At 70.0% G+C, this 13543-nt stretch carries 14 protein-coding genes; 6 read left to right on the top strand and 8 right to left on the bottom strand.

All coding sequences use genetic code 11. The features are described 5' to 3' along the window. Entirely contained in the window at positions 1–1137 is a 1137-nt protein-coding gene (locus Vau01_RS37685; protein WP_204003735.1) for an endo-1,4-beta-xylanase, read from the bottom strand. 141 nt (positions 1138–1278) lie between these two features. On the opposite strand from Vau01_RS37685, the gene Vau01_RS37680 reads away from it, so the two are divergent. Further along, positions 1279–2613, top strand: coding sequence for a hypothetical protein (locus Vau01_RS37680; RefSeq protein WP_204003732.1), 1335 nt, complete (start codon positions 1279–1281; stop codon positions 2611–2613). Here the strand turns inward: Vau01_RS37680 and Vau01_RS37675 are convergent. The 6 genes from Vau01_RS37675 to Vau01_RS37650 all read right to left on the bottom strand — a co-directional run bounded on the left by Vau01_RS37675 (position 2585) and on the right by Vau01_RS37650 (position 5732). Then, positions 2585–3010: a hypothetical protein gene (locus tag Vau01_RS37675; protein WP_204003729.1), complete on the bottom strand. Its 426-nt coding sequence runs from the start codon at positions 3008–3010 to the stop codon at positions 2585–2587. The two genes, Vau01_RS37680 and Vau01_RS37675, sit on opposite strands and share 29 nt — an antisense overlap. Further along, entirely contained in the window at positions 2983–3303 is a 321-nt protein-coding gene (locus tag Vau01_RS37670) for a hypothetical protein (RefSeq protein WP_204003726.1), read from the bottom strand. The genes Vau01_RS37675 and Vau01_RS37670 overlap by 28 nt, the downstream gene beginning before the upstream one ends. A 47-nt stretch (positions 3304–3350) precedes the next feature. Continuing rightward, positions 3351–3665, bottom strand: coding sequence for a helix-turn-helix domain-containing protein (locus Vau01_RS37665; protein ID WP_204003723.1), 315 nt, complete (start codon positions 3663–3665; stop codon positions 3351–3353). Then, positions 3662–3955: a type II toxin-antitoxin system RelE/ParE family toxin gene (locus Vau01_RS37660; RefSeq protein ID WP_373320361.1), complete on the bottom strand. Its 294-nt coding sequence runs from the start codon at positions 3953–3955 to the stop codon at positions 3662–3664. Before Vau01_RS37660 ends, Vau01_RS37665 begins: the two co-directional genes overlap by 4 nt. A gap of 170 nt (positions 3956–4125) precedes the next feature. Next, the gene (gap, locus tag Vau01_RS37655; RefSeq protein WP_204003720.1) at positions 4126–5127 is read right to left on the bottom strand and encodes a type I glyceraldehyde-3-phosphate dehydrogenase; all 1002 of its coding nucleotides are present in this window, start codon (positions 5125–5127) and stop codon (positions 4126–4128) included. A gap of 5 nt (positions 5128–5132) precedes the next feature. Continuing rightward, positions 5133–5732: a TetR/AcrR family transcriptional regulator gene (locus Vau01_RS37650; RefSeq protein ID WP_204003714.1), complete on the bottom strand. Its 600-nt coding sequence runs from the start codon at positions 5730–5732 to the stop codon at positions 5133–5135. A 164-nt stretch (positions 5733–5896) separates the two neighbouring features. Between Vau01_RS37650 and Vau01_RS37645 the strand changes: the two genes are divergently transcribed. From Vau01_RS37645 to Vau01_RS37630, 4 genes are all read left to right on the top strand, one after another. Continuing rightward, complete coding sequence (locus Vau01_RS37645; protein WP_204003713.1) at positions 5897–8443, top strand: hybrid sensor histidine kinase/response regulator; 2547 nt, start codon at positions 5897–5899, stop codon at positions 8441–8443. Positions 8444–8496: 53 nt separating this feature from the next. After that, positions 8497–9690: an acyltransferase family protein gene (locus Vau01_RS37640; protein WP_204003712.1), complete on the top strand. Its 1194-nt coding sequence runs from the start codon at positions 8497–8499 to the stop codon at positions 9688–9690. A gap of 156 nt (positions 9691–9846) precedes the next feature. Beyond that, complete coding sequence (locus Vau01_RS37635) at positions 9847–10566, top strand: polysaccharide deacetylase family protein (RefSeq protein ID WP_239152170.1); 720 nt, start codon at positions 9847–9849, stop codon at positions 10564–10566. Between the two features lie 51 nt (positions 10567–10617). After that, the gene (locus tag Vau01_RS37630; RefSeq protein ID WP_204003705.1) at positions 10618–11859 is read left to right on the top strand and encodes an RICIN domain-containing protein; all 1242 of its coding nucleotides are present in this window, start codon (positions 10618–10620) and stop codon (positions 11857–11859) included. Here the strand turns inward: Vau01_RS37630 and Vau01_RS37625 are convergent. Next, positions 11840–12763, bottom strand: coding sequence for a helix-turn-helix transcriptional regulator (locus Vau01_RS37625; protein ID WP_373320360.1), 924 nt, complete (start codon positions 12761–12763; stop codon positions 11840–11842). The genes Vau01_RS37630 and Vau01_RS37625 overlap by 20 nt on opposite strands. A gap of 59 nt (positions 12764–12822) precedes the next feature. On the opposite strand from Vau01_RS37625, the gene Vau01_RS37620 reads away from it, so the two are divergent. Continuing rightward, the gene (locus Vau01_RS37620; RefSeq protein WP_239152169.1) at positions 12823–13542 is read left to right on the top strand and encodes a DinB family protein; all 720 of its coding nucleotides are present in this window, start codon (positions 12823–12825) and stop codon (positions 13540–13542) included. Position 13543 lies beyond the last annotated feature (1 nt).

The raw sequence follows: 13543 nt of genomic DNA, 5'->3' as shown, positions 1-13543 counted from the left end.
TCAACGTCTCGGGCTGTCGACGAGCAACTGGCGAAGCTGCTGGTACGCGGGCTTCGGCTGGTAGGTGGCGTCGAAGAGACATGCGTCACCCCAACCGGGATAGGCGTACGGGACCCACGAATACCGGTCGGTGAAACCCCACACGGTGTACGAGACACAGCGCGCGACGGCGAGACAGGCCTGGAGGACCCGCGTATAGAGGCCGGCCTGGGCGACGTGCTGGGCCGGCGTGGCCGGAAGCGGCAGCCGCACGTCCATCTCGGTGATCGCGATGTCGAGACCGAGGTCCGCGAAGCGACGGAGGTTGGCGTCGAGCGTGGTCAGGTTGGTGCTGAGGGCGAGGTGTGACTGGAAGCCGACACCGTCGACGGGGACGCCGTCCCGGCGCAGTCCTCGCACGACGTTGTACAACGCGTCGCTTTTCGCGTTGACGGCCTCCACGCCGTAGTCGTTGATGTACAGCTTGGCGCCGGGGTCGGCCTCGTGGGCCCAGCGCAGGGCATCGGCGATGTAGCCGGGGCCGAGCGCGGTCATCCACAGTGACGGGCGCAGCTTGCCGCCGGTGTCGGCGATGGGTTCGTTGATGACGTCCCAGGCGGCGACGCGACCCTTGTACCGGCCGACGACGGTTTGGATGTGTTCGCGCAACAGGTCACGAAGCTGCTCCGGGCTGAACGTGCCGTTGGCCACCCAGCCCGGCAACGCGTCGTGCCAGACAAGCGTGTGCCCACGCACGATCTGGCCGTTGGCCTCGGCGAACCGGACCAGGGCCTCGGAGCTCGTCCAGTCGTACGCTCCCCGGGCCGGCTCGACGATGTCCCACTTCATCTGGCTCTCGGACGTCACGCTGTCGAACTCCTGGGACAGGACCGCCTGGTATGCCCCGTTTTCCGCCATGGCGGCCGGTTGCGCCGCCGTGCCGATCTTCACGCCGCTCGCGCGTCCGCGATGCCGCAGACCGCTACCCACACCGCTCTCCCGCTCGGTGAGATTGCTGTGCGTTGCCTCCGTGGCTCCGGCCGTGGTCGTGGCCGCCCCGCTGAGCAGCGTGACGACGACGGTCGCACTGACGAGCGCGACGACGACCGTCGCGCCGGAGAGCGCCCAGACCGGAGGCCGGATGGCGCGCAATCGCATCGGCACTCGCATTGACAGCGACCATACCCTGCGGTGGCGGTAGGCTCGTCCGGCCGTTTCGGCACCTCAGGCACATTGGGCCGATGTTGGCGAGTCGTGTCGATGAGAGAGAATATCGGCAGGGGTGCGTTGGAGGCGGGGATGCAATCATCGGAGCAGGTCGGGCAGACGTTCCACTTGGTCCGGCAGGTCAATCAGACCGAGATGTTCGAGGTCTGGGACGGCGGGTCGTCCACCGGCCAGCCGGCGATCATGGTGTTGCTCGCCCCTGGTGCGATCAACAACCAGGCGGCACGGGCGTCGTTCGTCGACGCTGTGCGGTGGGCGCAACGACCTGACGTCACCGACGTGACGCTGCTGGCCGAAGACGTCATCGGCGTGAAGCCCTGGGCCGCGCTGGCCGCGGATCCGCATGGCCAGGCGTTCGTTGCGCGGCTCCTCGGGCTGCGTCCGTCCGGCCCGCCGGTCGCGCCACCCGGATCACCGGTCGCGCCGTTGTCACCGGCTGTCTACACCCCTCCGGCCGACCAGCCCGCCCCGCCGCCGATGCAGCCGACGAACCCGCCCGCGCCGTCGGCGCCCTGGATCCAAGCTGCGCCCGCCCCCGTCAGCGGTGTTCCCGGCCCGGTCGCGCCACCGTCCGCCCCGCAGCAGCCGATCTCGCCGTGGGGGCAGGTGCCCGGCCCGGTGCACTGGCCGGCCCAGCAGCCCGCTGCCCAACCCCCGGATCCCGCCCAGTCGTGGACGCGTTCGCCCGATATTCCACCGCTGCCCAGCCCGCAGGAGTTGGCCGAGCGGCGGCGCCGGTCCCGCGCCCGTCGGCTACGGGTCGGGCTGATTGCCGGTGTGGTGCTCGTCCTCGCCGCCGGCGCGGCGGCCGCGGCGTTCGTCCTGCCCGGCCGCGCCAAGGACACGGGAGGGGGGCCGACGACGACCTCGGCCAGCCCTTCGCCGTCGCCCAGCCCTACGCCGACCCCGCGGCCGACGTTTCAGGCGTCGGCGGCACCGGTGGCGGTGCTCGGCACCACCTGGCAGCCCGGTGAGGCGACGAAGGTCCAGGACTTCGAGACGTGGCCGTTCGCGTTCCGTACGCCGGCCGACGCGACGTGCGAGTTCTTTGTCGGCGAGCCGGGCTACAAGGCACACAACTGCACGTGGGGCGCCCAACCGAACCACTCCGTGATGGCATTCGTGGTCCGTCGCTGCGCCAACAGTTGCGACGCCACCGAGCAGGCGCAGTTCGAGACGATGACGCCGTGGAAGCCCGACGGCGTGCTGGCCGCCACAGACGCCACGACCAAGTTCGTCGAGGTCGACTACGGCGACGGGCGCGAGCAGTTCACGATGCTGCACTACTTCGGCACCACGGCCGGTGGTCCGCCACAGTGGGTGGTCATCGCCCAGGGCAACACCCCGAAGCAGTTGCGCGACCCGGTACTCAAGACCATCAACGACGTGCGCTCGCAAACTCCCTAAGAGCGCGTCTGACCCGTTGGTGTCCCGCAGGGCACGTCATGTGTTGCCTGCTGCGCCGGAACGGCCGTCGGATTGACGTCGGCCGGCTGATCGACTTCGGCCGGCGGCTCGACTTTCGCTGGCGGCTCCGCTGCGGCTGCCGTACCGCCCACATCGCCAGCAGCGCCAGGCCAATCAACAGCGATACCTGCACGCCCGTGCCCACGTCGACCCAGCGCCGGCGCAACACCAGATACAGCGGCACGATCAGCATCGTGGTCGTCTCACGCGCCAGCCCGGCCGCGGTGAGCAGCAACGGCAGCACCTTCGTCCAGTTGTAAGCCACCGCGGTGATGCACCACGCGGTCAGCGCCATCGCGACCGGATCGATCAGGTACGGCTGGTACAGGTTGAACAACCAGCCCGGCAATTCCGCAGCGCATGAAGCAGCTCCGCGAGGAACACGCCCGCAAGCCGAGTTTGATCGACTGCCTCGACCGCACCGGCCTCGGCTGAGCCCTTAAGTTGGGACGGAGCCTTTTGCCCGTGGCCACGTTGCTGGCGAATCTCGGCCAACTGGGCGCCGCTGACCGAGGCGAGCATCTGCTCACGCATCTGCCGACGCCGCGCCACACGCTCAGCACTGTCCCAGGTGGGATCGGCGGCACTGGCCTTCGCCTTGACGTCCCGCCAGTTCGTCGCCTCCGTCAAGGACGCTCCTTCGCTTTCAACGCCGCAAGTGCCGGCACCACGCGTAGTCAGGCAATCTGCCGGAGATCATTGCCGTAGTCGAAGATGATGCGCAGCCGGGCACCCAACGCCTGCGCGTACCGGCTGAGGGTGGCGACCTCGTTCACGTCCAGGTCACCGTTCTCGATCTGACTCACCCGACCCGGCGTGACACCCATCAGCTCGGCTACCTGGCGCTGGGTCAGTCCGAGACGCCTGCGCTCCTCGGACAGATGGAAGGCGCTCACCCAGGCTTCGGTCCGCGCCCGCTCCGCGTTGAGCGCATCGGTGTCTCCGTCGTCGAGTTCGGCACGGATGTCGTCCCAGTCGTGGAACTCGGTCATGAGTCCTCCCTCCTCTTGCGTTCGAACGCCAGCCAGCCCTCGTAAGCAGCCTCAGCCACCGGGATCGCCACCTCGTACCACCCGGACCAGTCACCCGCCTTGTTCCCGGCGACCAGCAACACTCCCTGCGACCACGGGTCGAAAACGAACAGGATCCGAATCGCCACATCGCGGCCAGACCTTGGCCGCAGCTCCTTCAGGTTGCTGATCTCCGAGCCCTGAAGTGTGTCGACGAGCGGGCGGCCCAGACCAGGACCGCGTTCGGCGAGCATGTCGATCGCAACGTTCACCGAGCGATAGGTATCCGGGTCGTCGCGACGCAGCGACCGGAGTCACTGCCGGACATCCGACGTGGTCCTGATCGCCCAACGCCGCGCGGGATCGGTCACCCGACAACTATAGCTCGAACTAAACCAGCGAAGTGCTCGACAACGTTCGAACCCCCGGCCACGCCGGAGACCTACGCAGGCGCGATCCGTTCGGAGAATTCGACCAGTCGGTTCGAGAAGCCCCACTCGTTGTCGTACCAGGCGAGGACTTTGACCTGGTTGCCGACGGCCTGGGTCAGTGGTGCGTCGAAGATCGACGAGTAGGGGTTGCCGACGATGTCGGCCGATACCAGGGGTGCCTCGGAGTATTGCAGGTAGCGGCGCAGCCGCTCGGAGGCGGCGGCCTCGCGGAACGCGGCGTTGACGTCGTCGACGGTGGCGGTCTGCCGCAGGACCACCGTCAGGTCGGTGATCGAGCCTACCGGGACGGGCACGCGGAGCGCGGCGCCGGTGAGGCGTCCGTCGAGTTCGGGGATGACCTTGCCGATCGCCTTTGCCGCACCCGACGAGGTCGGGATGGTCGAGACGGCGGCGGCGCGGGCCCGGCGCAGATCGGAGTGGGGCGCGTCGTGCAGTCGTTGGTCGCCCGTGTAGGCGTGGATCGTCGTCATCAGGCCGGATTCGAGGCCGAACGAATCGTTCAGCACCTTTGCCAGCGGCGCCAGCGAGTTCGTGGTGCACGAGCCGTTGGAGAAGACGTCGCGGCTGTCCGGGTCGAGTTGGTCGTCGTTCACCCCGAGGACGAACGTGGGGACGTCGCCCTTCGACGGCGCCGAGATGATGACCTTCCGCGCGCCGCCCTTGAGGTGGGCCGCGGCCGCGGCGCCGTCGGTGAAGTGGCCGGTGGACTCGATGACGACGTCGGCGCCGGCGTCGCCCCAGGGAATGGTGGCCGGGTCGGAGTGGGCGAAGACGCTCATGCGCCTGCCCTGGACGCCGATCGCGTCGCCGTCGAAGGTGACGCCGTCCAGGTGACCGGAGACGGAGTCCCACTCGAGCAGCGTGGCCAGCGTGCGGGCGTCGGTGAGGTCGTTGACCGCGACCACCTCGACGTCGGCGTCGTTCGCGAGGGCGGCGCGCAGGAAGCTGCGGCCGATCCGTCCGAAACCGTTGATGCCGATGCGCACCGTCATGACGTTCAGTTCCTCCTGTTTCGTTCGCTCACGCGAACGTTGTTGGCTGGTGCCGCCGCCCGGAGCAGGTCGAGGGCGCCGGCGCGGGCGTCGTCGAACGGGCCCGGGTCCTGCTGCGCGATCGCGAGCACGTAGCCGCCCTGCAGGACGGCCATCAGGGTGTGGGCGAGGCGCTCGGGATCAAGGTCGGCCCGCAGTTCGCCGGCGGTGACCGCCTCGCGGAGCGCCTTCGCCCAGCCGAGGTGCACCTGTGTGAACGCGCGCGCCACCGGGGCGAGCAGCACCGGGTCCTCGCGGACCTGCGGGTCCTGGGTCATCCGGCCGACCTTGCAGCCCCTGAGGGCGGCCCGGGGACGCATCAGGTACGCCTCGATCCGGGCCATCGGGCTGCCGGGACCGTCGAGCTCCGAGGTGGCCGGCAGCAGGTCGGCGACGTTGCGCTCCAGGGCGGCCAGCGCCAGGTCGCGCTTGGTCGGGAAGTGGTGGTACATGCTGCCCTGGCCCACACCGGACCGTTCGCGCACGTCACGCGGGCTCGTATCGGCGTAGCCGCGCTCCCACATGAGCTCGCTCATCGTCTCGACGAGCAGTTGTCGCGAGTCCATGCCGGCATTCTGTACATACCAGTAGGTACAATGCAAGCCGGTTTCACCAAGCGCACAACCGCCACCAGCTTCGGCGGTAACGTCAGTTTGTGAACCCGGGAGCTCGTGGCACCGGTGCGGAATCCGTGGCCCACCGGGGCCGATGGCCACTACGGGTTTATCTGGTGTGGTTGCTGGTGTTGTTCACGGTGACCGCGGGAATCGCCGGCTGGTCGGGTTGGGCGCAGGCGGACCGGGACGCGATCGCGTCGGCACGGCAGGACGCCGGGTTCGGTGCCGGCAAGGCGGCCGAGCAGATCGGTCACAGTCTCGCCGTGGTTCGGTCCACTGTGGACGGTCTCGCGTCGAACCCGGGAATAGGTCAGCTCTTCGTGGACCCGTCGGCCTGCCGGCTCGCGTTCAATCTGGGCGGTGCCGACGACGGGCACCTCGATGTGCTGCGTCTCGACGGCACGATGGTGTGTTCCTCGCAGCCGCTCCCGGCGGGGGCCGCCAGCCCGTACGTCGGGGCGTCGTGGCTGGGCGACGCTGCCCGCGCGTCCACGATCACCGGGCCCACGGTGGACGGCCGCACCGGCCGGTCCGCTCTCCTGATCACCGTGCCGGTACCCGGCCTGGGCGTCGCGGCCGCGTTCGTCGATCTCGGTTCGCTCGCGGCCACCGCGGGCGAGTTGTTCGGTGGGGCGCGCGGCCTCGAACTGCTGGTGACGGCCGGCAACGGCGTGATCGTGACGCGGTGGCCCGACCCGGGCCGGTGGGCCGGCAAACCCCTGCGCGACAGCCGGTTCGGAAGCGGAACCGATGTGGAGGGACGCCGGCGCGTGTACGCACGGGCCGGCATCGAAGGCACCGACTGGGTCGTGTTCGCCGGGGCCGACCGGGCCCAGGCGTTGGCCCTCGCGCACCGGCTGGCCCGGCGCCAGGCTCCCATCGCCGCGGCCGGCCTGCTCGCCGGCCTGCTGGCCACCTGGTTGGTGTACCGCAGCATCACCCGCCCGATCGGCAGGCTGCGCGCGGCGGTGCGCCGGGCCTCGACATCAACCGGCTTCGACGGGACCATGTCCGTCGCCGGCCCGCGCGAGATCAGCGACCTCAGCACCGAGTTCAGCAACCTGCTGATCGCCGTGGACCACGAGCTCGTCGAGCGGCGCCGCGCCGAGGACACCGCCCGGGAGCACGAGCGCAACTACCGCCAGATGTTCGACGCCAGCCCGTTCCCGATGTACCTGTTCGACACGCACGATCTGACGATCGTCGCGGTCAACGACGCGGCCGTGCGCTACTACGGCCACGCCCGCGAGGAACTGCTCGCCATGAGCGTCACCGGCCTCTGCCCGAAGGACGACGCCGCCGCGGTCGAACAGGCGATCCGGGCCGCCGGGCCGGTCGACCGCGCGCACCGGCAACGCAACCTCAAGCGCGACGGCACGGTCACCGAGGTCGACGTCACCTCCCACATCACCTCGTTCAACGGTCGCAAGGTCCGGTGCGCGGTCATCGACGACGTCACCGAACGGGAACACCTCGACCGCCGGCTGCGCCAGTCGGAACGGCTGGAAAGCCTGGGACAGCTCGCCGGCGGCGTGGCACACGACTTCAACAACCTGCTCGGAATCATCAACGGATACGCGAGCATGTCCGCCGCCGACGTCGAACCGATGGCCGTCACGAACCCGGCGCTGCGGGAACTGCACCACGACCTGCTGGAGATCGTGGCGGCCGGCGACCGGGCCGCCGGGCTGACCCGTCAACTCCTCGCGTTCGCGCGCGCCGACGCGGTGACCGAACTGCGGGTGCTCGACCTCAACACCGTGGTGGCCGGGGTGGAGAAGCTGCTGCGCCGCACCCTCGGCGAGGACATCACGCTGATCACCGAGCTCACCGACGACTCCCGCCCCATCAAGGCCGACGCGGGCCGGCTCGAACAGGTGCTGGTGAACCTCGCCGTGAACGCGCGCGACGCCATGCCCACCGGCGGCACGCTCACCATCGACACCGACATGATCACCGTCGACGCCCACTACGCCGCCCACCACCCGGGCCTGCACACCGGCCGCTACGCGCGGCTGCGGGTCAGCGACACCGGTGAAGGCATGAGCAAGGCGACGCTGGAGCGGGCGTTCGAGCCGTTCTTCACCACCAAACCCAAGGGCCACGGGACCGGGCTCGGCCTGGCGACCATCTACGGCATCATCACCCAGTTCGGCGGGCACGCCCAGATCTACTCGGAACCCGGGCACGGCACCACGTTCGCCGCGCTGCTCCCGGTCACCGAAGAAACCACCGACCGCGGCGAGCCGACTCCGGGCGACGACCCGGGTGGCGCCGGAGAGACGATCCTGCTCGTCGAGGACAACGACAGCCTGCGCGCGCTGACCGAGCGGATCCTCGACCGGCACGGCTACACCGTTCTGTCGGCGGCCACCGTCGACGAGGCCCGCTCGTTCGTCGCGACGCATCCCGCGATCGAACTGCTGCTCACCGACGTGGTGATGCCGGACCTGCACGGGCCGGCGCTGGCGGCCGAGATCCACCGGGAGCGGCCCGGGCTGCCGGTCATCTACATGTCCGGCTACGCCGAGTCGATCCTCGCCGCCCGCAGCGCGCTGCCCGACGACGTGATCCTGCTGCACAAGCCGGTCAGCGCGCGGGATCTCCTCGCGGCGATCCCCCGCTCTCTGCATCCGACCGCGGCGACCGCGCGGCGGTAGCGTCGGACATCCGGGCGATCCTCCAGGCGTTTCGGAACTGCCAGGATGACGGCATGGGGGAACCGCACGCTCAGGTGAGAACGGTCCGGCGGCCCGAGCTCGACGTCATTCGCCTGGTGGTGGTGCTCGGTCTCGTCTTCTTCCACGCATCGCTGGTGTTCGACGCCCGCGACGACTTCTATGTGAAGAACCCGGAGACCACCGACGTCACCACGATCATCGCCGGGCTGTGCGTCGTGTGGGCGATGCCCGCGCTGTTCCTGATCTCGGGCGTCGGCACGTGGTACTCGTTGCGGCGGCGGGGTCCGCGCGGGCTGGCCGCGGAGCGTCTGTTGCGGTTGGGTGTTCCGTTGCTCTTCGCGATCCTGACGATTCTGCCGTCGCCGCAGTGGTTGCGGTTGCGGGCCGCCGACCCCGGCTACGACGACTCGTACCTGCAGTTCCTCGGCGAGTTCTACGACGTGCACTTCAGTCTCGGCGACTTCCCGTTCCTGGTGCGGGGCGAGCAGTTCGAGACCGGACACCTGTGGTTCGTCGTCCTGTTGCTGGCGTTCACGTTGATGGTGACGGCGGTGGCGACGTGGGTGCCGCTCCCGTGGGCAGGGCGGGCGCGCGACGCGATGGCCGGGGCGGTGGCGCGGCGCGGCGTCATCCTGCTCCCGGCGATACCACTGGCCGTGATCGGCGCGCTACTGGGGATGGAGGAGTCGTTCGCGGGCTGGAGCCGCTGGGCCTACCTGCTGCTGTTCCTCTACGGGATGGTGCTGGCCGGCGACGACCGGTTCCGTACCGCGGTGCGGCGCGACGCCGTTCCCGCCGCGGTGATCGGCGTGGTGCTGTTCGGCGCGGCCGGCATCGGGTTCAACGCGACGGAGGGCGACGCGTTCCTCGACATGGACGCGCCGTCGGTGCTGGGCCGGATCGCGTTCGGCCTGGCCGGGTGGTGCTGGCTGGTCGCGATCCTCGGGCTCCTGGACAGGGAACGCCCGGAGCCTTCGGTGGCGGGCCCCGAACCGGGGCGTCGGCGCCGCGTCTTCGCCTATCTGGGGACGGCCGCACTGCCGCTCTACATTCTTCACCAGCCGATCGTCGTGGCCGTGGCGTACTTCGTGGTGGGCTGGTCGGCGCCGATGGTGGTGAAGTATCTGGTGATTGTGGTGGTGTCGTTCGTCATCATGTTCGCCGTCTACGACCTAGTTGTCCGGCGCACCCGCCCGACCCGCTTCCTTTTCGGGATCCGGGCGTGACATCATCCGGCCGTGGGAACGCGGGGGATTCTCGGGTTGCTGTGCGCTGCGGCCCTTTTTCTGACGGGATGCAACGGCACGAGTGACCAACCGCAGCCGTTGGGTCACGGAAAACCGATAGCCCGGTCTTCCGGTCCTTCCGGCGAACCGTCGGGCGTGCCGAGTTCCTCCGGGCCACCGCCGGGTCATTCGCGGCCGGGAACGCTGCCGCGCGTCGTCGACAACGGGCCGCGCACCGGAAACAAGGTCGCGCTGACGTTCGACGCCGACATGACCACCGCGATGAAGGCCCAGCTCGCCTCGGGCGCGGTGCGCTCCTACGCCAACCTTCCCATCATCGACATGCTGGAACGGCAGAAGATCCCGGCGACGTTCTTCCTCACCGGCATGTGGGTCGAGCAGTACCCGGAGCTGACCGACCGGCTGGCCGCGAACCCCAACTTCGAACTGGCCAACCACTCCTACGGTCACCAGGGCTTCACGCCGAAGTGCTATTCGCTGGGCCAGGTGCCGAGCAACCTGATGACCGAGGACGTGGCGAAGACGTTCCGCATCGTCGAGTCCCATCACGGCCGGCAGACCCGGTACTTCCGCTTTCCCGGCCTGTGCCACGATCAGGCGGCGCTGGGCGCGCTGGCGCCGCTCGGCCTCACCGTGGTCGACGGCGACGTGGTGAGCGGCGACCCGTTCGCCACCGCGTACCAACCCATCGTGCGGGCGGTGCTGTCGACGGTGAAGCCGGGATCGGTCGTCATCATGCACGTCACCGAGGCGAACGCCCAGTACACCGACGAGGCGCTGCCGCTGATCCTGGCCGGTCTGGCGGAGAAGGGTCTGGTGCCGGCGACATTGTCGGAGGTGCTCGGCGTTGCCTAATGCGAGCGATGAGGACTGGCGTATTGCCGACAGACCCGGCAGCATATCGACGTGCCTGAGCTAACCACCGCCGTGCGCGCGGCCGAGACCCAGGCCGCCGACGGCAACCTGACGGAGGCCCGCGACCTGCTCGTCGCAGCGGTCGACGCCGCGCGCGCCGAGCTCGGGCCGGACCACCTCGACGTGCTGGCGGCGCAGGCCCGGCTGGCCGTGGTGCTCCGCGAACTCGGTGCGCTCCCGGAGGCCCGCCGGGTGCTCGAGTCGGTGCTGGAGGTCGGGCACCGCACCCACGGCCCGACCCATCCGCAACTGCTCGTGGCCGCGTACGAACTGGCGGTGCTCGCGCACGAACTGGGCAACGCCTACGAGGCCGGCCGCAACTTCCGGTTGCTCAGCCAGCACGGTCCGGATGCGCTCGGCGCCGACCACCACCATGTCCTCGCCGCGCGGAGGTACCTCGGCGACGACGTACCCGGTGAGTTCGACGCCCCGCCACCGTTGCCGCTGCCGCCCGTCGGCCCGGCGGCGCCGGGCGAGACGATCCTGGCGGGTCCGCAACCGCGACAGCGGCGGCGGTTCCCGCTGACCGCGGCGGTCGCCGGCATGGCGTTGGTCGCGTTGGTGGCCACCGTGGTCGCGGTCTGGGCGATTCCGGAGCGGAAGACGCACGATGCGTCGCCGCCCCAGGCCGCACCCGTGGGGCCGCCACCATCGGCGGAACCGACGTCGGGTGTGAGCGCATCGGCGTCGCCGTCGCTCAGCGCGTCCGACCCGGGTCTGCCCGTGCCCGGCGGCGTCGTCCGGACGCCGCCGCGGACAACACCGACCACGACGGCGCCGACGGCCATATCCGGCCGTTACCTGATCCGCCTCGCGCACACCGGAATGTGCGTGGGCGAAGGGCCGGAGCTTTACAAGAACACCGGACGCACGGTGCTCGGCCAGCATCCGTGCGGTTCGACGTTGCCGCAGTTCACCATCGAACCGGTCGCCACCAACGTCTACCGCATCGTGATCACCGACTCCGGCGGCACCGGTTGCGCCGACGTCGACTACGCCGGAACCACCGAAGGGCTGCTGCTCGCCGCCGCAACCTGCGCCAACGGGCCCGCCGACCAGCGGTTCACGTTCGAGCCGGTCACCACGCCGTCGGCCGGATACCGGCTGCGGTCGGTGGCGGGCAGCCGGTACTGCATCGGCGTGCTCGAAGGCTCGCAGGACCGCGGCGTGCAGCTCATGCAGGACACGTGCCGGGGCAGCAAGTCGGAGGTGTTCACTCTAGAGCGGCGGTGAACCGGGACGCGACCGACGCCACGGCCGCGCGCAGTTCCGGGCCGCCCTCCACGCGAAAAGCGAAGGGGACGGTCGTCAGCCACTCCTCCGCGTACATCGCCGGGTTGCTGGTGCTGCCGGTGAGCACGCACCCGTCGTCCAACGGTTCGAGCCGACCCATCGGCGGACGGATCCACGGCGCCACCTTCTCCAGCGGTCCGTGGAACACCACGCGCGTCGGGAACTCCCACCCGGTGCCCAGGTTTTCCTCCACTGTGGACACCGGGTCGAGGTCGTCGGGAAGCTCGAACGTGTCGGTGGTCTGCTGGACGTCGTGCATGCGGTCGATCCGGTAGGTGCGGATGGCGTTGGCGCGGTGCGAATGGCAGAGCAGGTACCAGCGTCCGTGGCGGATGACGACCGCCCACGGGTCGACGTCGGCGTCCCATTCCCGGCCGGTCTCGCTCCGGTACGTCGCCCGCACCCGCCGCTTGGCCGCGATCGCGGCGACCAGCGCGCTGGTGGTCGACGGATCGGGCCGCGTCGACACCCGGACGGGCGCCGGTGACGCGTGGTCGCGCAGCGCCTTCGCCTGCCGGCCGACGCTCTCGGGCAGTGCCCGGATCACCTTGTCGAGCGCGGCGCCCACGAGCTCGGGCTGCCCGTCGAGCACCGCCATCACCAGACCGAGCGCCTCGGGCTCCGTGAAGACGACGGGCGGCAACCGGGTGCCGCGGCCGAGCCGGTACCCGCCGTAGGGTCCGCGGACCGACTCGACCGGGATGCCGGCCTCGCGGAGGATGCCGATGTAACGGCGTGCCGCCCGCTCGGTGACGCCCAGTGCGGCGGCGAGGTCGTCGGCGGTCGCGCCGGGACGGTTCTGGAGGAACTCCATGGCGCGCAGCGCCCGCGCGGTGGGTGACACCCCGATGAGTTTACGGTTCCGGAAGCAGATCGTCCGGATCCGGTCCTAGCGTGATGCCCATGCAGCGAGGCGCGAGTTTCTACCGGGTCCGTGTCGCCGACGTCCGGGTCCGCGCCGCCGAGATCCGCGGGGTGCGGATGAGCGGGGTCGAACTGGTCGACGTGGAGATCGACGGCGAGCTGCGGAACGTCGCGGTGAACGGCGTCGACATCGCTCCGCTGGTCGAGGCCGAGCTGAACCGGCGGATGCCGGAGCGGGCCGCGATGCGTCCGGACACCGTCGACGGGTTCCGCGCGGCGTGGACGATCCTGGAGCGGCTGTGGGCCGGAACGATCGCCCGGGCCCGCACGTTCCCGCCCGAACTCCTCCACCGCGGCGTAGGCGACGAGTGGTCGTTCATACAGACGCTGCGGCACCTCAACTACGCCCGGGCCACCTGGGTCGACCGGATGATCCGCGGCGATCCGGCCCCGTGGCACGATCTCGACCTGCCGTGGGACGAGGCGCCCGACGGGATCGGACATTCATGGGACCGCGATGCGCGGCCCTCGTTGGACGAGGTGCTCGCCGTGCGGGACGTGCGATCAGCGTCCGTGCGTGGCGTCCTGGATTCGCTCACCGCGGACCAGCTCGCGTCCACCGTCACCCGCACCGACCCCGGTTGGCCGCAACTGACCGACTTCCCCGTCGCGGAATGCCTCCGCGTCGTTCTGAACGAGGAATGGGAACACCGGCACTACGCCGAGCGGGACCTGACCGTACTGGAGAAGGAGAACTGAC

Origin of the sequence: Virgisporangium aurantiacum, assembly GCF_016863635.1 — a bacterium.
Classification (GTDB): Bacteria; Actinomycetota; Actinomycetes; order Mycobacteriales; family Micromonosporaceae; genus Virgisporangium; species Virgisporangium aurantiacum.
This window is presented reverse-complemented; position numbering and strand designations above follow the sequence as displayed.

Excerpts from the sequence above, each read along its gene's own strand:
- gap (WP_204003720.1), bottom strand. The coding sequence starts at position 5,127 with ATGACGGTGCGCATCGGCATCAACGGTTTCGGACGGATCGGCCGCAGC.
- Vau01_RS37665 (WP_204003723.1), bottom strand. The coding sequence starts at position 3,665 with ATGACCGAGTTCCACGACTGGGACGACATCCGTGCCGAACTCGACGAC.
- Vau01_RS37680 (WP_204003732.1), top strand. The coding sequence starts at position 1,279 with ATGCAATCATCGGAGCAGGTCGGGCAGACGTTCCACTTGGTCCGGCAG.
- Vau01_RS37640 (WP_204003712.1), top strand. The coding sequence starts at position 8,497 with ATGGGGGAACCGCACGCTCAGGTGAGAACGGTCCGGCGGCCCGAGCTC.
- Vau01_RS37650 (WP_204003714.1), bottom strand. The coding sequence starts at position 5,732 with ATGGACTCGCGACAACTGCTCGTCGAGACGATGAGCGAGCTCATGTGG.
- Vau01_RS37620 (WP_239152169.1), top strand. The coding sequence starts at position 12,823 with ATGCAGCGAGGCGCGAGTTTCTACCGGGTCCGTGTCGCCGACGTCCGG.
- Vau01_RS37685 (WP_204003735.1), bottom strand. The coding sequence starts at position 1,137 with ATGCGATTGCGCGCCATCCGGCCTCCGGTCTGGGCGCTCTCCGGCGCG.